This is a genomic window from Lelliottia wanjuensis (assembly GCF_030238365.1).
In the GTDB taxonomy this organism is placed as follows: domain Bacteria; phylum Pseudomonadota; class Gammaproteobacteria; order Enterobacterales; family Enterobacteriaceae; genus Enterobacter; species Enterobacter wanjuensis.
Genome location: NZ_JASSOT010000001.1, coordinates 11485 through 32415 on the forward strand (window position 1 = coordinate 11485; position 20931 = coordinate 32415).

Annotated in this window: 15 protein-coding genes and 2 tRNA genes; 11 read left to right on the plus strand and 6 right to left on the minus strand. The window is 52.9% G+C overall.

Annotation, left to right across the window (positions count from 1 at the left end; all coding sequences use genetic code 11):
* The first annotated feature begins 35 nt into the window (after positions 1 to 35).
* The 4 genes from QQF33_RS00055 to narI are packed head-to-tail and all read left to right on the plus strand — an operon-like array spanning position 36 to position 6695.
* On the plus strand, positions 36 to 3779 hold the full coding sequence (locus QQF33_RS00055) for a nitrate reductase subunit alpha (RefSeq protein WP_285148945.1): 3744 nt from the start codon (positions 36 to 38) through the stop codon (positions 3777 to 3779).
* Positions 3776 to 5311 (plus strand): nitrate reductase subunit beta, encoded by a 1536-nt coding sequence (narH, locus tag QQF33_RS00060; protein WP_285148944.1) that lies wholly within the window; start codon positions 3776 to 3778, stop codon positions 5309 to 5311. Before QQF33_RS00055 ends, narH begins: the two co-directional genes overlap by 4 nt.
* Entirely contained in the window at positions 5308 to 6018 is a 711-nt protein-coding gene (gene narJ / locus QQF33_RS00065) for a nitrate reductase molybdenum cofactor assembly chaperone (protein WP_282494509.1), read from the plus strand. The genes narH and narJ overlap by 4 nt, the downstream gene beginning before the upstream one ends.
* Positions 6018 to 6695, plus strand: coding sequence for a respiratory nitrate reductase subunit gamma (gene narI, locus QQF33_RS00070; RefSeq protein ID WP_282494508.1), 678 nt, complete (start codon positions 6018 to 6020; stop codon positions 6693 to 6695). Before narJ ends, narI begins: the two co-directional genes overlap by 1 nt.
* A gap of 196 nt (positions 6696 to 6891) precedes the next feature.
* On the opposite strand, the gene QQF33_RS00075 is transcribed toward narI, so the two are convergent.
* From QQF33_RS00075 to QQF33_RS00090, 4 genes are all read right to left on the minus strand, one after another.
* A tRNA-Tyr gene (locus tag QQF33_RS00075) sits at positions 6892 to 6976 on the minus strand.
* Positions 6977 to 7002: 26 nt separating this feature from the next.
* A tRNA-Tyr gene (locus QQF33_RS00080) sits at positions 7003 to 7087 on the minus strand.
* A gap of 156 nt (positions 7088 to 7243) precedes the next feature.
* Positions 7244 to 8086, minus strand: a complete 843-nt coding sequence (gene purU / locus QQF33_RS00085; protein ID WP_282495368.1) for a formyltetrahydrofolate deformylase — start codon at positions 8084 to 8086, stop codon at positions 7244 to 7246.
* Between the two features lie 47 nt (positions 8087 to 8133).
* Complete coding sequence (locus QQF33_RS00090; protein ID WP_282495370.1) at positions 8134 to 8592, minus strand: YchJ family protein; 459 nt, start codon at positions 8590 to 8592, stop codon at positions 8134 to 8136.
* A gap of 114 nt (positions 8593 to 8706) precedes the next feature.
* Here QQF33_RS00090 and rssA point away from each other — a divergent pair, with 114 nt between their 5' ends.
* The 3 genes from rssA (at position 8707) to galU (ending at position 11820) form a co-directional block, all read left to right on the plus strand.
* Positions 8707 to 9609 carry a patatin-like phospholipase RssA gene (gene rssA, locus QQF33_RS00095; RefSeq protein ID WP_282495367.1) on the plus strand — a complete coding sequence of 301 codons (903 nt, stop codon included), beginning with the start codon at positions 8707 to 8709 and terminating at the stop codon, positions 9607 to 9609.
* A gap of 90 nt (positions 9610 to 9699) precedes the next feature.
* Entirely contained in the window at positions 9700 to 10713 is a 1014-nt protein-coding gene (gene rssB, locus QQF33_RS00100) for a two-component system response regulator RssB (RefSeq protein ID WP_282495366.1), read from the plus strand.
* Between the two features lie 198 nt (positions 10714 to 10911).
* Entirely contained in the window at positions 10912 to 11820 is a 909-nt protein-coding gene (galU, locus tag QQF33_RS00105; protein ID WP_285146336.1) for a UTP--glucose-1-phosphate uridylyltransferase GalU, read from the plus strand.
* Between the two features lie 199 nt (positions 11821 to 12019).
* On the opposite strand, the gene hns is transcribed toward galU, so the two are convergent.
* A complete protein-coding gene (hns, locus tag QQF33_RS00110) occupies positions 12020 to 12433 on the minus strand; it encodes a histone-like nucleoid-structuring protein H-NS (RefSeq protein WP_008502781.1) in 414 nt (137 codons plus the stop codon).
* A gap of 550 nt (positions 12434 to 12983) precedes the next feature.
* Here hns and tdk point away from each other — a divergent pair.
* Positions 12984 to 13598 (plus strand): thymidine kinase, encoded by a 615-nt coding sequence (gene tdk, locus QQF33_RS00115; protein WP_285148943.1) that lies wholly within the window; start codon positions 12984 to 12986, stop codon positions 13596 to 13598.
* 65 nt (positions 13599 to 13663) lie between these two features.
* On the opposite strand, the gene adhE is transcribed toward tdk, so the two are convergent.
* Complete coding sequence (adhE, locus tag QQF33_RS00120; RefSeq protein WP_282495363.1) at positions 13664 to 16342, minus strand: bifunctional acetaldehyde-CoA/alcohol dehydrogenase; 2679 nt, start codon at positions 16340 to 16342, stop codon at positions 13664 to 13666.
* Positions 16343 to 16828: 486 nt separating this feature from the next.
* Here adhE and QQF33_RS00125 point away from each other — a divergent pair, with 486 nt between their 5' ends.
* The 3 genes from QQF33_RS00125 (at position 16829) to oppB (ending at position 20931) form a co-directional block, all read left to right on the plus strand.
* Entirely contained in the window at positions 16829 to 17476 is a 648-nt protein-coding gene (locus QQF33_RS00125) for a YchE family NAAT transporter (protein ID WP_282495362.1), read from the plus strand.
* A gap of 774 nt (positions 17477 to 18250) precedes the next feature.
* Entirely contained in the window at positions 18251 to 19885 is a 1635-nt protein-coding gene (gene oppA, locus QQF33_RS00130) for an oligopeptide ABC transporter substrate-binding protein OppA (RefSeq protein ID WP_282495361.1), read from the plus strand.
* Between the two features lie 125 nt (positions 19886 to 20010).
* A complete protein-coding gene (gene oppB / locus QQF33_RS00135) occupies positions 20011 to 20931 on the plus strand; it encodes an oligopeptide ABC transporter permease OppB (protein ID WP_282495360.1) in 921 nt (306 codons plus the stop codon).

Genomic DNA, 20931 nt, shown 5'->3' on the forward strand with positions numbered 1-20931 from the left:
TTAGAGAGCCACAGGCTCCACACAGGAGATACCCGATGAGCAAATTTTTGGACCGGTTTCGCTACTTCAAGCAGAAGGGCGAAACCTTTGCCGATGGGCACGGTCAGGTTCTGGAAACCAACCGGGACTGGGAAGATGGATACCGTCAGCGTTGGCAGCACGATAAAGTCGTTCGTTCTACACACGGTGTAAACTGCACCGGTTCCTGCAGCTGGAAGATCTTCGTCAAGAATGGTCTGGTCACCTGGGAAATGCAGCAGACCGACTATCCGCGTACTCGCCCGGATATGCCGAACCACGAACCGCGCGGCTGTCCGCGTGGCGCGAGCTACTCCTGGTATCTGTACAGCGCCAACCGCCTGAAATACCCGCTGATGCGCAAACGCCTGATGAAAATGTGGCGCGAAGCGAAGGTGCAGCACAGCGATCCGGTTGATGCCTGGGCCTCCATTATTGAAGACGCAGATAAAGCGAAAAGCTTCAAGCAGGCGCGTGGACGCGGCGGGTTTGTCCGTTCATCCTGGCAGGAAGTGAATGAGCTGATTGCGGCGTCTAACGTCTATACCGTCAAAACCTACGGCCCGGATCGCGTGGCAGGCTTCTCGCCGATCCCGGCGATGTCGATGGTCTCCTACGCATCCGGCGCGCGCTACCTGTCCCTCATCGGCGGCACCTGTCTGAGCTTCTACGACTGGTACTGTGACTTACCGCCAGCGTCTCCGCAGACCTGGGGCGAGCAGACCGACGTGCCTGAATCCGCTGACTGGTACAACTCCAGCTATATCATCGCCTGGGGCTCTAACGTACCGCAGACCCGTACCCCGGACGCTCACTTCTTCACCGAAGTGCGTTATAAAGGCACCAAAACCGTTGCCGTGACCCCGGACTACGCCGAAATCGCCAAGCTGTGCGATCTGTGGCTGGCGCCGAAGCAGGGTACCGATGCCGCGATGGCGCTGGCGATGGGCCACGTCATGCTGCGCGAATTCCACCTGGATAAACCAAGCCAGTACTTCACCGACTACGTGCGTCGCTACACCGACATGCCAATGCTGGTGATGCTCGAAGAGCGCGACGGCTACTACGCTGCCGGTCGTATGCTGCGTGCGGCGGATCTGGTGGATGCGCTGGGCCAGGAAAACAACCCGGAATGGAAAACCGTCGCCTGCACTAACGACGGCGATATGGTCGCGCCGAACGGCTCCATCGGTTTCCGCTGGGGCGAAAAAGGCAAGTGGAACCTCGAGCAACGCGACGGCACCACTGGCGAAGAGGCCGAGCTGCGTCTCAGCATGCTGGGCAGCCAGGATGAGATCGCAGAAGTTGGTTTCCCGTACTTCGGCGGCGAAGGTTCTGAACACTTCAAGAAAGTGGAGCTGGAAAATATCCTGCTGCACAAACTGCCGGTAAAACGTCTGCAACTGGCCGACGGCTCGACCGCGCTGGTGACCACCGTTTACGATCTGACGATGGCCAACTACGGTCTGGAACGTGGTCTGAACGACGAAAACTGCGCGACCAGCTACGACGACATCAAAGCGTACACCCCGGCGTGGGCAGAGCAGGTGACCGGCGTGCCACGTGCGCAAATCACCCGTATCGCCCGTGAATTTGCCGAGAACGCTGACAAAACCCACGGTCGTTCGATGATCATCGTCGGCGCGGGTCTGAACCACTGGTATCACCTCGATATGAACTATCGTGGTCTTATCAACATGCTGGTGTTCTGCGGCTGTATCGGCCAGAGCGGCGGCGGTTGGGCGCACTATGTGGGCCAGGAAAAACTGCGTCCGCAGACCGGCTGGCAGCCGCTGGCGTTTGGCCTCGACTGGCAGCGTCCGGCGCGTCACATGAACAGCACCTCCTATTTCTACAACCACTCCAGCCAGTGGCGCTATGAAACCGTCACCGCGCAGGAACTGCTCTCGCCAATGGCGGATAAATCCCGCTACACCGGACATCTGATCGACTTCAACGTGCGTGCAGAGCGCATGGGCTGGCTGCCGTCCGCGCCACAGCTGGGTACCAACCCGCTGCGCATCGCGGAAGCGGCGAAACAAGCGGGTATGTCACCGGTCGATTACACCGTGAAATCCCTGAAGGATGGCTCGATTCGCTTTGCGGCGGAAAATCCTGAAAACGGCAAAAACCACCCGCGTAACCTGTTCATCTGGCGTTCGAACCTGCTCGGCTCGTCCGGTAAAGGCCACGAATACATGCTTAAGTACCTGCTGGGTACTGACCACGGTATTCAGGGCAAAGACCTGGGCAAACAGGGCGGCGTGAAGCCAGAAGAAGTCGAGTGGAAAGATAACGGTCTCGACGGGAAACTGGATCTGGTCGTCACCCTGGACTTCCGTCTCTCCAGCACCTGTCTGTACTCCGACATCGTGCTGCCGACGGCGACCTGGTACGAAAAAGACGACATGAATACTTCGGATATGCATCCGTTTATTCACCCGCTGTCTGCCGCCGTTGACCCGGCGTGGGATTCCAAAAGCGACTGGGAAATCTACAAAGGCATCGCCAAGAAATTCTCCGAAGTGTGCGTGGGCCATCTCGGCGTAGAAACCGACGTTGTGACCCTGCCAATCCAGCACGACTCCGCTGCTGAACTGGCGCAGCCGCTGGACGTGAAAGACTGGAAAAAAGGCGAATGCGACCTGATTCCTGGCGTCACTGCGCCACACATCATTCCGGTGGAACGCGATTACCCGGCGACTTACGAGCGCTTTACCTCTATCGGCCCATTGATGGAGAAAATCGGTAACGGCGGGAAAGGTATTGCCTGGAACACCCAGAGCGAAATGGATCTGCTGCGTAAGCTCAATTACACCAAAGCAGACGGCCCGGCCAAAGGCCAGCCGATGCTGAACACGGCGATTGATGCGGCAGAGATGATCCTCACCCTGGCGCCAGAAACCAACGGTCAGGTGGCCGTCAAAGCTTGGGCGGCGCTCAGCGAATTCACCGGTCGTGACCACACGCATCTGGCGCTGAACAAAGAAGACGAGAAAATTCGCTTCCGCGATATTCAGGCTCAGCCGCGCAAAATTATCTCCAGCCCGACCTGGTCTGGTCTGGAAGATGAACATGTGTCTTACAACGCGGGTTATACCAACGTTCACGAGCTGATCCCATGGCGCACCCTGACCGGTCGTCAGTCCCTGTATCAGGATCACCAGTGGATGCGTGATTTCGGGGAAAGCCTTCTGGTCTATCGTCCGCCAATCGACACCCGTTCGGTGAAAGAGGTGATGGGCGAGAAGTCTAACGGTAACCCGGAAAAAGCACTGAACTTCCTGACGCCGCACCAGAAGTGGGGGATTCACTCCACCTACAGCGACAACCTGCTGATGCTGACCTTAGGTCGCGGTGGGCCAATCGTCTGGATGAGCGAAGTGGACGCCAAAGATCTGGGGATCGTGGATAACGACTGGATCGAAGTGTTCAACAGCAACGGTGCTCTGACGGCCCGTGCGGTTGTCAGCCAGCGTGTGCCAGCCGGGATGACCATGATGTACCACGCCCAGGAGCGTATCGTGAACCTGCCAGGTTCCGAAGTCACTCAGCAGCGCGGCGGTATCCATAACTCGGTCACGCGTATTACGCCGAAACCGACTCATATGATCGGCGGCTATGCGCAACTGGCATACAGCTTTAACTACTACGGTACGGTCGGCTCTAACCGCGATGAGTTCGTGGTGGTGCGTAAGATGAAGAATATTAACTGGTTAGATGGTGAAGGTAATGACCAGGTACAGGAGAGCGTAAAATGAAAATTCGTTCACAAGTCGGCATGGTGCTGAATCTGGATAAGTGCATCGGCTGTCATACCTGCTCAGTCACCTGTAAAAATGTCTGGACCAGCCGCGAAGGCACGGAATACGCGTGGTTCAACAACGTCGAAACTAAACCAGGCACCGGCTTCCCGACCGACTGGGAAAACCAGGAAAAATGGAAGGGCGGCTGGATCCGCAAAATCAACGGCAAACTGGTGCCGCGCATGGGTAACAAAGCGCTGCTGCTGGGTAAAATCTTTGCTAACCCGCATCTGCCGGGCATCGACGATTACTACGAGCCGTTTGATTTTGACTACCAGAACCTGCACAACGCGCCGGAAGGGAAACATCAGCCGATTGCGCGTCCGCGCTCGCTGATCACTGGCCAGCGTATGGACAAAATCAGCAAAGGCCCGAACTGGGAAGACGATCTCGGCGGTGAGTTCGAAAAACTGTCGAAAGATCAGAACTTCGAAAACATGCAGAAGGCGATGTACGGCCAGTTCGAAAACACCTTCATGATGTACCTGCCGCGTCTGTGCGAACACTGCCTGAACCCGGCGTGTGTCGCGACCTGTCCGAGCGGAGCCATCTACAAGCGTGAAGAAGACGGCATCGTGCTGATCGACCAGGACAAGTGCCGCGGCTGGCGCATGTGCATCACCGGCTGCCCGTACAAAAAGATCTACTTCAACTGGAAGAGCGGCAAGTCCGAGAAGTGCATCTTCTGTTATCCGCGTATCGAAGCGGGGATGCCGACCGTCTGTTCCGAGAGCTGCGTAGGCCGTATTCGTTACCTCGGCGTGCTGCTGTATGACGCGGATGCGATTGAAACTGCGGCGAGCACTGAGAACGAGAAAGATCTCTATCAGCGTCAGCTGGACGTGTTCCTCGATCCGAACGATCCGAAAGTGATTGAGCAGGCGCTGAAAGACGGCATTCCGCAGAGCGTAATCGACTCCGCGCAGCAGTCGCCGGTCTACAAAATGGCGATGGACTGGAAGCTGGCTCTGCCACTGCACCCGGAATATCGCACGCTGCCGATGGTCTGGTATGTGCCACCGCTGTCTCCAATTCAGTCCGCCGCCGATGCGGGTGAGCTGAGCAGCAACGGGATCCTGCCGGACGTGGAAAGCCTGCGTATCCCGGTTCAGTACCTGGCAAACCTGCTGACCGCAGGGGATACCCAGCCGGTGCTGCTGGCCCTGAAACGTATGCTGGCGATGCGTCACTTCAAACGTGCAGAAACCGTAGACGGCGTAATCGACACCAGCGCGCTGGAAGAGGTCGGTCTGAGCGAAGCGCAGGCCCAGGAGATGTACCGTTACCTGGCGATTGCGAACTACGAAGATCGTTTCGTGGTACCAAGCAGCCACCGCGAACAGGCGCGTGACGCCTTCCCGGAGAAAAGCGGTTGTGGCTTTACCTTCGGCGACGGTTGCCACGGTTCAGACAGCAAATTCAACCTGTTCAACAGCCGTCGCATTGATGCGATGGATGTGACCAGCAAAACGGAGCCGCACCAATGATTGAACTCGTCATTGTTTCGCGTCTGCTCGAGTACCCTGATGCTGCTCTGTGGCAGCATCAGCAGGAGCTCTTTGATGCACTCGCGTCATCGGAAAATCTGGATAAAGAAGACGCGCAGGCGTTAGGCGTTTTCCTGCGTGATTTACTCACTCAGGATCAGCTGGATGCGCAGTCTGACTACAGCCAGCTGTTTGACCGCGGCCGTGCCACCTCGCTGCTGCTGTTCGAACACGTTCACGGTGAATCCCGCGATCGCGGTCAGGCGATGGTTGACCTGATGGCGCAGTACGAAGCGCACGGCTTGCAGCTCGACAGCCGCGAGCTGCCGGACCATCTGCCGCTGTATCTGGAATATCTGGCGCAGCTGCCGCGCGAAGAGGCGCTGGGCGGTCTGCAGGATATCGCCCCGATTCTGGCGTTGCTGAGTGCGCGTCTGAAACAGCGTGAAAGCCGCTATGCGGTGCTGTTCGAACTGCTGGTGAAACTGGCGAACGCGGCGGTAGATAGCGACAAAGTAGCGGAAAAAATCGCCGACGAAGCGCGCGATGATACCCCGCAGGCGCTGGATGCGGTCTGGGAAGAAGAGCAGGTGAAGTTCTTTGCTGACCAGAATTGCGGCGAGTCGGAAATCTCGGCTCACCAGCGTCGTTTTGCCGGAGCTGTCGCCCCGCAATATTTGAATATCTCTAACGGAGGACAGCAATAATGCACTTCCTGAATATGTTCTTCTTTGATATCTATCCGTACATTGCGGGTACCGTGTTCCTGGTAGGCAGTTGGCTGCGTTATGACTACGGGCAGTACACCTGGCGTGCGGGCTCCAGCCAGATGCTGGATCGCAAAGGGATGAACCTGGCGTCGAACCTGTTCCACATCGGGATTCTGGGTGTGATCGCCGGTCACGCCTTCGGGATGCTGACGCCGCACTGGATGTATGAAGCCTGGCTGCCGCTGGAAGTGAAGCAGAAGATGGCGATGTTTGGCGGCGGTGCCGCGGGCGTGATGTGCCTGGTGGGTGGTTTGCTGCTGCTCAAACGCCGTCTGTTCAGCCCGCGTATTCGTGCGACGACAACGGCGGCGGATATTCTGGTGATGGCGGTGCTGGTTATCCAGTGCGCGCTGGGTCTGGCGACGATTCCTTTCTCTGCCCAACATATGGACGGCAGCGAGATGATGAAACTGGTCGGCTGGGCGCAGTCCGTGGTGACGTTCCACGGCGGGGCGTCTGAGCATCTGGACGGCGTAGCCTTTATCTTCCGAATGCATCTGGTGCTGGGTATGACGCTGTTCGTGCTGTTCCCGTTCTCGCGCCTGGTGCATATCTGGAGCGTGCCGGTTGAGTATCTGACGCGTAAGTACCAGATTGTGCGCGCACGTCGCTGATCGATGGATGTGAATAAACAAGACCCTGCTTCGGCAGGGTTTTTTTTCGCCTTTTTGCCGGGTGGCGGCTTCGCCTTACCCGGCCTACGGGTTCGCGGATCGGTTTTGTAGCCCCGGTAAGCGCAGCGCCACCGGGGAAAAATAGGTGTGCGAAAGCCGATAAAAAAAAGGTTTTTTTGGGATTTAATTCAAGAAATGGTGGCGGGGGAAGGATTCGAACCTTCGAAGTCGATGACGGCAGATTTACAGTCTGCTCCCTTTGGCCGCTCGGGAACCCCGCCAGGGGTATGATGCTTGAGCGTTGAGATGGTGGTGGGGGAAGGATTCGAACCTTCGAAGTCGATGACGGCAGATTTACAGTCTGCTCCCTTTGGCCGCTCGGGAACCCCACCACGGGGTAATACTTTTACTGGCCTGCTTCCTGCTGGAAGCGGGGCGCATCATATCAAATGACGCGCCCCTGTAAAGCATTCCTTTGAGGAAAACGAATCGTTTGTCTGCTTTTTGCCCGTAAAGGTGCAAAGCTAATCAATTCATTTCACAAAGGATTAAAGAATAATCGTTCTGTTGCCGTAGACAAACACGCGCTGGGCCAGCACCTGATACAGCGCGCGGCTCAGTACGTTCTTCTCCACGTCACGACCGGCACGCATCATATCTTCTGCGGTATAGGTGTGATCGACGTGAATCACGTCCTGCATGATGATTGGGCCTTCATCCAGGTTATCGTTCACGTAGTGGGCGGTCGCACCGACAATCTTCACGCCGCGCTCGTACGCCTGATGGTACGGACGCGCGCCAATGAAGGCGGGCAGGAACGAGTGGTGAATGTTGATGATCTTATTCGGGAAGCGGGAGACAAACGACGGTGTCAGCACGCGCATGTACTTCGCTAGCACCACGTAGTCAGGATTGTGCGCTTCAATGGCCTGCGCCATCAGATCGTCGTGCTCTTCGCGGGTATGCCCCTCGTGGCTCACCAGTTCGAACGGAATATCAAAACGCTCGACCAGCGTACGCAGGGTATCGTGGTTGCCGATGACCGCGGCAATTTCAACGTCCAGGCCGCCGTAATTGGCTTTCATCAACAGATCGCCCAGACAGTGCGCTTCTTTAGTCACCAGAATCACCACGCGGCGGCGACCGGCAGGAGTCAGCTCGCGAATGGAGTTTTCGGGCAATGCGCCGTCGAGGTCAGCCAGCAGGGTGTTGTCGTTGAAAATGCCTTCCAGCTCGGTGCGCATAAAGAAACGGCCCGTGCGATGATCCACGAACTCGTTGTTCTGCACGATGTTCAGTTCATGCTTGTAGCAAATGTTGGTGATACGGGCGATCAGACCCTTCTGGTCAGGGCAAATGGTACGCAGTATTTTGCGTTGGAGTGATTGCATCGCGAGGAAATCCTGTTGAGTGTTTGCTTGTTATTTGTGGTCAGGCGTTATTGCCCGCAACACTTTTTAAATTTTTTACCTGAACCGCAGGGGCAGGGGTCATTACGACCAAACTGCGGACGAGTACCATCAATATAGTACCACTGTCCGCCCTCCAGTAAGAACCGGGAGCGTTCGATGATGGCACCCGGTTTGTTCTGCTCGGTAAAACGGGCGACAAAACTGACAAAACCTTCATTGGGGGTACTGCCGGGCGCAACCTCGTACTGCGTCAGGCCGAGCCACTGCGTATTGGCAAATCCGGCTTCAATCTCCTGACGAAAGTCAGCGGCATGGCAGGACGGATGCCAGGTTTTAATCAGGTAGTCTGCGTCTTTGATCACAAAAGCAGAATACCGGGATCGCATAAGGTGTGACGGATCTGGTGCAACCTGGTTGCCGGAAAGATATCGCTGGCAACATAGGCTATACTCCAGAGCGCTACCACAGGGACAGAGTTGAGACACCATTCTCTTCCTGAAATAAAAAAGTCATAGCGTATAAACGCCGGGTAGCACTATGTTAACTGAGCGGTAGCGATGACGCTACGTTGGTAATCCAGGGGAAGTTAAACAGGACTAATGAGAAAGGTAAAAATTGGTCTGGCGCTGGGATCAGGTGCAGCCCGGGGCTGGTCACACATTGGCGTGATTAACGCGTTAAAACGACTGGGTGTCGAAGTTGATCTTGTTGCAGGATGTTCTATTGGTTCGCTGGTAGGGGCCGCCTACGCGTGCGGTAAAATGCCGGAGCTCGAAACCTGGGTACGATCCTTTAGCTACTGGGACGTCCTGCGCCTGATGGATCTCTCCTGGCAACGCGGTGGGCTGCTGCGCGGTGAACGCGTGTTTAATCAGTTCCGCCAAATCATGCCCTCCGATGATTTCAATCTTTGCCAGATGCCGTTCGGCGCCGTGGCAACCAATCTCAGTACCGGCAGGGAAATCTGGTTCACCGAAGGTGATATCCACCTTGCCGTGCGCGCGTCCTGTAGTATGCCGGGTCTGATGGCACCGGTTCCCCACAATGGCTACTGGCTGGTGGATGGCGGCGTGGTCAATCCTGTCCCGATTTCGCTAACCCGCGCGATGGGGGCTGATATCGTGATTGCGGTGGATTTGCAGCATGACGCCCATCTGATGCAACAAGATTTAATGCCGGTGAATCTCCATAACGATGAGCCAGAAAGCGAAAAACTCGCCTGGCATGAACGCCTGCGCGAACGGTTAGGGCGTGCGGCGACGCGACGTTCGGTCACCGCGCCGACGGCGATGGAGATCATGACCACCTCTATTCAGGTGCTGGAGAATCGCCTGAAGCGAAATCGAATGGCGGGCGATCCTCCGGATATTCTTATACAGCCATTCTGTCCGCAAATATCAACGCTCGACTTCCATCGCGCTGAAGCGGCTATTGCCGCCGGCGCACTGGCGGTTGAGAAAAAAATGGACGAACTGTTACCTTTGGTGCGCGCGTCAGTGTGAGCACCCTTTTTGACGACTTCAGCAAAATCTGACAGGCGGTAGGTCCAATAGCATGCCACTATTGATTTATCGTCTGCCAGAGGAGAGACCATGACACAGCCATTGGCCGGAAAACAGATTCTGATAGTTGAAGACGAGCCCGTTTTCCGTTCGCTACTGGATTCGTGGTTAAGTTCGCTGGGAGCAACGACCCTGCTCGCCGTTGACGGTGTAGATGCCCTGGAACAGATGACGGCCATCACACCCGATCTGATGATCTGTGATATCGCAATGCCGCGTATGAACGGCCTAAAACTCATCGAGCATTTGCGTAACGAGGGGGACCAGACGCCGATTCTGGTGATCTCCGCGACGGAGAACATGGCCGATATCGCCAAAGCCCTGCGTCTAGGCGTTCAGGACGTCCTGTTAAAGCCGGTAAAAGATCTTAATCGCCTGCGTGAAACGGTGTTTGCCTGCCTTTACCCGAATATGTTTAATTCCCGCGTCGAGGAAGAGGAGCGCCTTTTCCAGGACTGGGATGCGCTGGTCAGTAATCCACACGCCGCCGCCAAGCTTTTACAGGAGCTTCAGCCGCCGGTTCAGCAAAATATATCCCATTGCAGAATTAACTACCGTCAACTGGTTGCCGCAGACCAGCCCGGCCTGGTGCTCGATATTGCGCCATTATCAGATGTTGATTTAGCGTTTTATTGTCTGGATGTGACGCGAGCAGGTGATAACGGCGTATTAGCAGCATTATTATTGCGGGCATTATTTAACGGTTTGTTACAGGAACAGCTTTCTCATCAGGGGCAGCGGCTTCCTGAATTGGGGGCACTGCTTAAACAAGTTAACCAGCTTTTCCGCCAGGCCAATTTACCGGGACAGTTTCCGCTGTTAGTGGGTTATTACCATAGTGAATTAAAAAACCTCATCCTGGTCTCTGCGGGTCTAAACGCCACGCTGAATACCGGGGAGCATCATATTCAGGTCAGTAACGGCGTTCCACTGGGGACGTTAGGTACGACTTATCTTAACCAAATAAGCCACCGCTGCACGTCATGGCAGTGTCAAATTTGGGGAGCCGGTGGGCGTTTGCGCTTAATGTTGTCCACGGAATAGGCAATTGAGTTTTATTCGTCAGATAGCTTTACCTTCGTTTTACCGGCAGTGCTACTATCACTGCCAGTTTGATACGTATTTATCCTAATTGATCGGTAACGCGCCCTTTTCAGACCCGGTTTGCAGAGTGAGGCTGATATACTCGACGCGTTATTCATTGCAAAAAAGTTCAAAACTTGAACAGTTCAGGAGATTTCAATGGCTGCCCTAAATTCGAAAGTCACAAAGGCCGTTATCCCGGTAGCGGGATTAGGAACCAGGATGCTACCGGCTACAAAGGCAATTCCGAAAGAAATGCTGCCTTTGGTTGATAAGCCATTAATCCAGTATGTCGTCAATGAATGTATTGCCGCGGGCATTACTGAAATTGTGCTGGTGACTCATTCGTCCAAAAACTCGATCGAAAACCATTTCGATACCAGTTTTGAACTTGAAGCCATGCTGGAAAAACGCGTTAAACGCCAGCTGCTGGAAGAGGTTCAGTCTATCTGCCCACCGCATGTCACCATCATGCAGGTGCGTCAGGGGCTGGCTAAGGGCCTCGGACACGCAGTGCTGTGCGCACATCCGGTCGTGGGCGACGAGCCTGTGGCGGTTATCCTGCCGGACGTGATTCTGGATGAGTTCGAATCAGACCTCTCTCAGGACAACCTCGCTGACATGATTCGTCGCTTCGACGAAACCGGCAGCAGCCAGATCATGGTTGAGCCTGTTGAAGACGTCACCGCGTACGGCGTGGTCGACTGCAAAGGCGTGGAGCTGAAACCAGGCGAAAGCGTGCCGATGGTTGGCGTGGTTGAGAAGCCGAAAGCTGACGTCGCCCCGTCTAACCTCGCGGTAGTGGGTCGTTATGTGCTGAGCGCAGAGATTTGGCCACTGCTGGCGAAAACCCCTCCAGGTGCGGGTGACGAAATCCAGCTGACCGATGGCATTGATATGCTGATCGAGAAAGAGACCGTTGAAGCCTACCACATGAAAGGCAAGAGCCATGACTGCGGTAATAAGCTCGGTTATATGCAGGCTTTCGTTGAATATGGTATTCGCCATAACTCACTGGGCGAAGAATTTAAAGCCTGGCTGAAAGAGACCATGGGTATTAAAAACTAATCTACCCATTCTGTGCGATGAACCGGTGTGAGTTATGCTCCACCGGTTTTTTTATGCCTGATGAACGGCAAAGTAAGGGATGTAAAGAAGTATACATTCGTGCATGTGGCTATATGACGGGGTGTAAGAAGATGTCTCGGGGCAAATTACAGGCATAAAAAAATCCCGTATAAACGGGATTTTTCTGAAGGCGAGGGGATTAATCCTTGATCAGGAAATCATCCAGCTGTTTGCCTTGCTCGTCCATGGCTTTCTTGATTACCGCTGGGGTGCGGCCCTGGCCAGTCCAGGTTTTAGTTTCGCCGTTCTCGTCTACGTAGCTATATTTAGCCGGGCGAGCAGCGCGTTTTGCTTTAGTACCGGTTTTAGCGGCAGCCATGCTGTTCAGTAATTCGTTTGGATCGATACCATCAGCAATCAGCATTTCACGATATTGCTGCAGTTTACGCGTGCGTTCTTCGATTTCAGCAGCAGCGGCGCTTTCTTCTTCACGACGTTCGTTTACAACAACTTCTAATTTTTCCAGCATTTCTTCCAGAGTTTCGAGGGTGCATTCTCTTGCTTGTGCACGAAGAGTACGGATGTTGTTCAGAATTTTAAGTGCTTCGCTCATTGTAGTAATCTCAAACTTATATTGGGGGTGGTTTGTTGTCCTAATAATAGAGTGATAATTTGAGATGTGCAATAGGTGAGAATGTAAGGAATTCAAAAAATACTTAATATCCAGCGCTATTATTAATGACGCTAACTTAAATTTGATTACCTGTCAGGCCGATTTGATATCCTCGCTAATCACATAAACTGAGTGCCCGCGTGTTTACTTTTGTGACAAATCTCTAACCGCTTATAGTTACCTCGGATAAATATCAACCTTTTGTATTACTCGTCGCCAGAGGCCAGGGCGCACGGATAGTTAATAAATACTGAATTTTAACGGTATTGATTCCACTATAAAAAATCAGGATTTGCTTAAGCTAAAGTCACCAGGATTTATAGCAGGGCAGTGAGTTTACTCTCTGTTTTAACGCGTTATTTTAGCGTGATGTCTGAAATCTGACTTTACCTCTTGCACCGACTCTGTGCGTGGTGTCGCTGAGTCCGGAGCAAAATATGGTACAATCAATCATCGGGAATATTACACATTGATTAGGGTTTAACGACCAATGGCACAACTTTATTTCTACTATTCCGCAATGAATGCAGGGAAGTCCACCGCGCTACTGCAGTCTGCTTATAATTACCAGGAAAGGGGCATGCGCTCCATGGTCTACACCGCCGAGATCGACGATCGCTTTGGTGCCGGAAAGGTCAGCTCACGTATCGGCCTGTCATCGCCTGCGACGCTGTTTAATACCCAGACAGACCCGTACGAAGAGATCCGCGCTGAACACGCTCAAAAGCCGGTACACTGCGTTCTGGTGGACGAAAGCCAGTTCCTCACGCGTGAGCAGGTGCATGCGCTGTCTGAAGTGGTCGATCAGCTGGATATTCCCGTGCTGTGCTATGGCCTGCGTACTGATTTCCGCGGCGAGCTGTTTATTGGCAGTCAGTATTTACTGGCATGGTCCGATAAGCTGGTGGAGCTGAAAACCATCTGTTTCTGCGGACGTAAAGCGAGCATGGTGCTGCGTCTTGATCAGGAGGGGAAACCCTACGCTGAGGGCGAGCAGGTGGTGATTGGCGGCAACGAGCGTTATATCTCCGTGTGCCGTAAACATTATAAAGAAGCGCTGGTGGTCGGGTCGTTGACGGCGTTACAGGAACAGTCCCGGCGCTAATTATCCTCAGATCATCAGACATAAAAAAACCCGCTACAAGAGCGGGTCTTTTATTTGGCTAGCAATTAAGCGTTTTTCTTCACTTTCTTGTCAGCTTTAACAACCGGTGTTTCAGCTTTCACTGCAACAGAGTTGTCTTCGTGGAACTCACGGCCGTAGTAAGTATCCAGCAGAATCTGTTTCAGCTCGGAGATCAGTGGGTAGCGCGGGTTCGCACCAGTACACTGGTCATCGAAGGCATCTTCAGACAGCTTGTCAACGTGTGCCAGGAAGTCAGCTTCCTGAACGCCCGCTTCACGGATTGACTTAGGAATGCCCAGTTCAGCTTTGATGCTGTCCAGCCATGCCAGCAGTTTCTCGATCTTCGCAGCGGTACGGTCACCGGCAGCGCTCAGACCCAGGTGGTCTGCGATTTCAGCGTAGCGACGACGAGCCATTGGGCGGTCGTACTGGCTGAATGCAGTCTGCTTGGTTGGGTTGTCATTCGCGTTATAGCGGATAACGTTGGAGATCAGCAGGGCGTTCGCCAGACCGTGAGGAATGTGGAACTGAGAGCCCAGCTTGTGCGCCATGGAGTGACACACACCGAGGAAGGCGTTAGCAAACGCGATACCTGCGATGGTGGCAGCATTGTGCACACGCTCACGAGCAACCGGGTTTTTAGAGCCTTCGTTGTAAGACGCTGGCAGGTTTTCTTTCAGCAGTTTCAGAGCCTGCAGAGCCTGACCGTCAGAGAACTCAGAAGCCAGTACGGAAACGTAAGCTTCCAGGGCGTGAGTCACTGCATCCAGACCACCGAACGCACAGAGTGATTTCGGCATATCCATCACCAGGTTGGCATCAACGATAGCCATATCTGGAGTCAGCGCGTAGTCAGCCAGTGGGTATTTCTGGCCAGTCGCGTCGTCGGTCACAACCGCAAACGGAGTCACTTCCGAACCGGTACCGGAAGTGGTGGTGACGGCGATCATTTTCGCTTTCACGCCCATTTTCGGGAACTTGTAGATACGTTTACGGATGTCCATAAAGCGCAGCGCCAGTTCTTCGAAGTGAGTTTCTGGATGTTCGTACATGACCCACATGATTTTCGCGGCATCCATTGGGGAACCGCCGCCCAGCGCGATGATCACGTCTGGTTTGAAGGAGTTCGCCAGCTCAGCACCTTTACGAACAACGCTCAGGGTTGGGTCAGCTTCAACTTCGAAGAACACTTCAGTTTCAACGCCAGCTGCTTTCAGAACAGAGGTGATCTGGTCTGCATAGCCGTTGTTGAACAGGAAACGGTCGGTCACGATGAGCGCACGTTTGTGGCCATCAGTAATCACTTCATCCAGCGCGATTGGCAGAGAGCCACGGCGGAAGTAGATAGATTTCGGAAGTTTATGCCACAACATGTTTTCAGCTCGCTTAGCAACGGTTTTCTTGTTGATCAGGTGCTTAGGACCAACGTTTTCAGAGATGGAGTTACCACCCCATGAACCACAACCCAGAGTCAGGGAAGGCGCGAGTTTGAAGTTGTACAGGTCACCGATACCACCCTGAGAAGCCGGGGTGTTGATCAGAATACGTGCGGTCTTCATTTTGTCGCCGAAGAATTTCACGCGTTCTGGCTGGTTGTCCTGATCGGTGTACAGGCAAGAGGTATGACCGATACCGCCCATTTCCACCAGTTTTTCTGCTTTGCTGACGGCGTCATCAAAGTCTTTCGCACGGTACATCGCCAGAGTAGGGGACAGTTTTTCGTGTGCGAATGGCTCGCTTTCGTCAACGACTTTCACTTCACCAATCAGGATCTTAGTGGTAGCCGGAACAGTGAAGCCTGCCAGTTCAGCAATTTTGTATGCTGGCTGACCAACGATGGCTGCGTTCAGTGCGCCATTTTTCAGGATGATGTCCTGAACGGCTTTCAGCTCTTTTCCCTGCAGCATGTAGCCGCCGTGGCTGGCGAAACGTTCGCGAACTGCGTCATACGCTGAGTCAACCACAACAACAGACTGCTCAGAAGCACAGATTACGCCGTTATCGAAGGTTTTAGACATCAGAACAGAAGCAACAGCACGCTTGATATCCGCGGTTTCGTCGATAACAACAGGGGTGTTACCTGCGCCAACGCCGATTGCTGGTTTACCAGAGCTGTATGCAGCTTTAACCATGCCTGGGCCACCGGTTGCCAGAATCATGTTGATATCCGGGTGGTGCATCAGTGCGTTAGACAGTTCAACAGACGGTTGGTCAATCCAGCCGATCAGATCTTTTGGTGCACCCGCGGCGATGGCTGCCTGCAGTACGATATCAGCGGCTTTGTTCGTCGCATCTTTAGCGCGTGGGTGTGGGGAGAAGATGATTGCGTTACGCGTCTTCAGGCTAATCAGAGATTTGAAGATAGCGGTTGAAGTTGGGTTCGTGGTTGGAACGATACCGCAAATGATGCCGATAGGTTCTGCGATGGTGATGGTACCGAAGGTGTGGTCTTCGTCCAGCACGCCACAGGTTTTCTCATCTTTATAGGCGTTGTAGATATACTCAGAAGCAAAGTGGTTTTTGATCACTTTATCTTCAACGATACCCATACCGGATTCGGCAACCGCCATTTTAGCGAGAGGGATTCGAGCATCTGCAGCAGCCAGAGCGGCGGCGCGGAAGATTTTATCAACCTGTTCTTGGGTGAAATTGGCATATTCACGCTGGGCTTTTTTCACGCGCTCGACGAGTGCGTTCAGTTCAGCGATATTAGTAACAGCCATAATGCTCTCCTGATAATGTTTAAACTCTTTTAGTAAACCAGCGCTCGATACGACAACATTATAGACGAGGTGCCAGTACTTGCTTAACACACAGTAAAACAAAGGTTTAGTGTTGTTTACTGTTAACGCTTTGCACTAACTTACTAAAAGAGCCTGACTTTAGCATCATCCCTTTTTGATTCTTTCACTCCCTCTTGGTGTCACCCAGATTACTCACTTCTGAGTACGAAAAACATGATCTACATCAATTTACACCGAAGCTGATACCTTTCAGCACGGGTATTTCGCACGTTTATGGCAAGTGTTAAATAATTACAAAAGTAATGGAACCGAAAGTCGCATTGATTATACATATACTTAACACATGAAAATCATAGCGTTTTGGCGCAGATTTCTGGTGAACTATGCTGATAAAAAGCGTATCTTCAGCGCGGTTTTTATCCATTTATTCTGTCGTCTGGGCCATGCTGATTTGCGGAGCTAACTGTGACCCCATTGCTCTTTGATTTTTCTACTTATTTTAAGTTTTTTATCGGTTTGTTCGCGCTGGTTAACCCGGTCGGGATCATTCCGGTCTTCATTAGTATGACCAGTTACCAGACGGCGGTTGCCAGAAACAAGACCAACCTGACGGCAAATATGTCAGTGGCCATCATTCTGCTGACCTCTCTTTTCCTCGGTGATTCGATTCTGCAGATCTTTGGCATCTCCATCGACTCCTTCCGTATCGCGGGCGGTATCCTGGTGGTGACTATTGCGATGTCGATGATCAGCGGGAAGCTCGGCGAGGATAAACAGAACAAGCAGGAGAAATCGGAAACCGCGGTGCGAGAGAGCATCGGCGTGGTTCCGCTGGCGTTGCCGTTGATGGCGGGGCCGGGGGCTATCAGTTCGACCATCGTCTGGGGCACGCGCTACCACAACTGGGTCCATCTGGTCGGTTTCTCGGTGGCGATCGCGCTGTTTGCCCTCTGCTGTTGGGGCGTGTTCCGCATTGCGCCGTGGCTGGTACGTTTGCTGGGTCAGACCGGGATTAACGTCATCACCCGTATTATGGGTCTGCTGCTGATGGCGCTCGGCATCGAATTTATTGTGACCGGGCTGAAAAGTATTTTCCCAGGGTTACTAAATTAATCATTTCATTTGAAAGAGCGGAGCCAGTGGCTCCGTTTTTTTTGCGTGAATATCAGCAAATCATATAAATAAAGTTGAAAACTTCACAAGACATAATAAATTCTGCTAATAAAACAGTTTTCTTACATTTCAGTAACTTAGTTTTTCACTGTCTGTTGACCTGCACACAAACCGCGCAAACACTCTGTTATTTTACTCACACGATACTCTGGGGCTTGCTGTGGGATAACTGAAATGATATTAGTAATTTCAACATTCCCTTAGACGAATGTGCTAAATAATAATCAATTGTTAAATTTTTGTGTAAAACTCAGTCGATGCAGGCATTGCTCACCAACTGACGAGAGAAAACTCTCTATCACATTGAATACTAGGTAGTTTCTCTACCTTTGATGTGTGGCAGGACGCCCCCCAGAAAAACGGGACTCCCCGTAAAAGAGAATTGCTTAACAAATTTGCAAAATGTATTGGCGCGAAATTAAGCCATTTGGTACTTTCCGGCCTTATATTTTGCCAACGAACTCTTCCAGATGAGAATGATTTTCAAAAAATAACGCTCATCTTAAAAAAACACCTCACGTCTCAGAACAGGGGAGGCGTGTTAAGAATCGACGCAAGGTGGCCAGACGAGCCACCAGTAATAAGTACAGTCGGTGATAGCAAGAAGTAAACGACCTGACAGCAGCTCAACTCCTGCGTTGTTCAGGACCCCTTAGGGGAAATAAACAGGCTGGCATTAAAACCAGTAATTATAATGAGTGGAGTATCAACACAATGTCCATCATCACAAAAAAAAGTCTGATCGCCGCAGGAATTTTCACTGCGCTGATCGCAGGTAATATGGCAATGGCTGCTGATGTACCTGCAGGTGTCACACTGTCAGAAAAGCAAACCATGATCCGCAACAACGGCGCTGAGCCGCAGTCTCTGGATCCGAACAAAATCGAAGGCGTTCCGGAAGCCAACATCAGCCGCGACCTGTTCGAAGGCCTGCTGATTACCTCCACAAAAGACGGTCACCCAATTCCTGGCGTGGCTGAATCCTGGGATAACAAAGACTTTAAAGTCTGGACATTCCACCTGCGTAAAGACGCAAAATGGTCCAACGGTGAACCTGTCACCGCACAAGATTTCGTATATAGCTGGCAGCGTCTGGTCGATCCAAACACCGCATCCCCGTACGCCAGCTATCCGCAGTACGGTCACATCCTGAACGTTGATGAAATCATCGACGGCAAAAAGAAACCTTCTGAGCTGGGCGTGAAAGCCGTTGACGACCACACCCTGGAAGTGACGCTGAGCGAACCTGTTCCGTATTTTTACAAACTGCTGGTAAACCCGGCCATGTCCCCGGTGAACAAAGCCGCTATCGAAAAATTCGGTGAGAAGTGGACTCAGCCTGCGAACATCGTGACTAACGGTGCCTATAAGCTGAAAGACTGGGTGGTTAACGAACGTATCGTGATGGAGCGTAATACCAACTACTGGGATAACGCCAAAACCGTCGTCGATCAGATTACCTACCTGCCGATCTCGTCTGAAGTGACCGACGTGAACCGCTACCGCAGCGGTGAGATCGACATGACCTATAACAACCTGCCGATCGAGCTGTTCCAGAAACTGAAAAAAGAGATCCCGACCGAAGTTCACGTCGACCCGTACCTGTGTACTTACTACTACGAAATCAACAACCAGAAAGCGCCATTCAATGACGCTCGCGTCCGTACCGCGCTGAAACTGGGTCTGGATCGCGACATCATCGTCAACAAAGTGAAAGCGCAGGGCGATCTGCCGGCGTTTGGCTACACCCCGCCATACACTGACGGTGCAAAACTGACCAAACCAGAGTGGTTCTCCTGGACTCAGGAAAAACGTAACGAAGAGGCGAAAAAACTGCTGGCTGAAGCTGGCTACACCGCGGATAAACCACTGACGTTTAACCTGCTGTACAACACCTCCGATCTGCACAAAAAACTGGCTATCGCCGCCTCCTCCATCTGGAAGAAAAACCTGGGTGTGGACGTGAAGCTGGTGAACCAGGAGTGGAAAACCTTCCTGGATACCCGTCATCAGGGCAACTATGACGTGGCACGTGCGGGCTGGTGTGCGGACTACAACGAACCGACTTCCTTCCTGAACACCATGCTGTCTGACAGCTCCATGAACACCGCGCACTATAAGAGCCCGGCCTTTGACGCGATCATGAAAGATACGCTGAAAGTGACCGACGAAGCGCAGCGCACCGCCCTGTACGACAAAGCGGAACAGCAGCTGGGTCAGGACTCTGCGATTGTACCGGTTTACTACTATGTGAACGCGCGTCTGGTGAAACCATGGGTTGGCGGTTATACCGGCAAAGACCCGATGGATAACATCTACACCAAAGATCTGTACATCATTAAGCATTAATGGCAAACCGTGGGGCAAAGCAATTTGCCCCACCGTGTCTTAATTCATCGCACAATATACACGGCATCGTTTGGGATTGACTGAACGAGCAAGTGTAAAAAGGCACACGCCAGAAGGTACGGGCAATGTTGAAATTTATCCTACGTCGCTGTCTTGAAGCGATACCGACGCTCTTTATTCTTATTACCATTTCATTCTTCATGATGCGACTCGCGCCGGGTAGTCCGTTTACCAGCGAGCGCGCACTGCCGCCAGAAGTCATGGCGAACATCGAAGCCAAATACCATTTAAACGATCCTATCTCCACGCAGTACTTCAATTATCTGAAGCAGCTGGCGCAGGGGGATTTTGGTCCATCGTTTAAATATAAAGACTATTCCGTCAACGACCTGGTGGCCTCAAGCTTCCCTGTTTCGGCGAAATTGGGCGCGGCGGCATTTATTCTTGCCGTTGTTCTCGGAGTCACCGCAGGCGTCATCGCCGCGCTGAAACAAAATACCCGATGGGACTACACGGTGATGGGGATCGCCATGACGGGGGTGGTTATCCCGAGCTTTGTCGTGGCGCCATTGCTGGTGATGATATTTGCCATCACGCTGAAGTGGCTGCCCGGAGGCGGCTGGAACGGCGGGGCGCTGAAATTCATGATTCTGCCGATGGTCGCGCTCTCCCTGGCCTATATCGCCAGCATCGCGCGTATCACCCGTGGCTCGATGATTGAAGTGCTTCACTCCAACTTCATCCGCACCGCGCGGGCGAAAGGTCTGCCGATGCATCGCATCGTGCTCCGTCATGCGTTAAAACCTGCGCTGCTGCCAGTGCTCTCCTATATGGGCCCGGCGTTCGTTGGGATCATCACGGGTTCCATGGTTATCGAAACCATTTACGGCCTGCCGGGTATCGGCCAGCTGTTCGTGAATGGTGCGCTGAACCGTGACTACTCGCTGGTGCTCAGCCTGACGATCCTGGTCGGTGCACTGACGATCCTCTTTAACGCCGTTGTCGATGTGCTGTATGCCGTTATCGACCCGAAAATTCGCTACTAG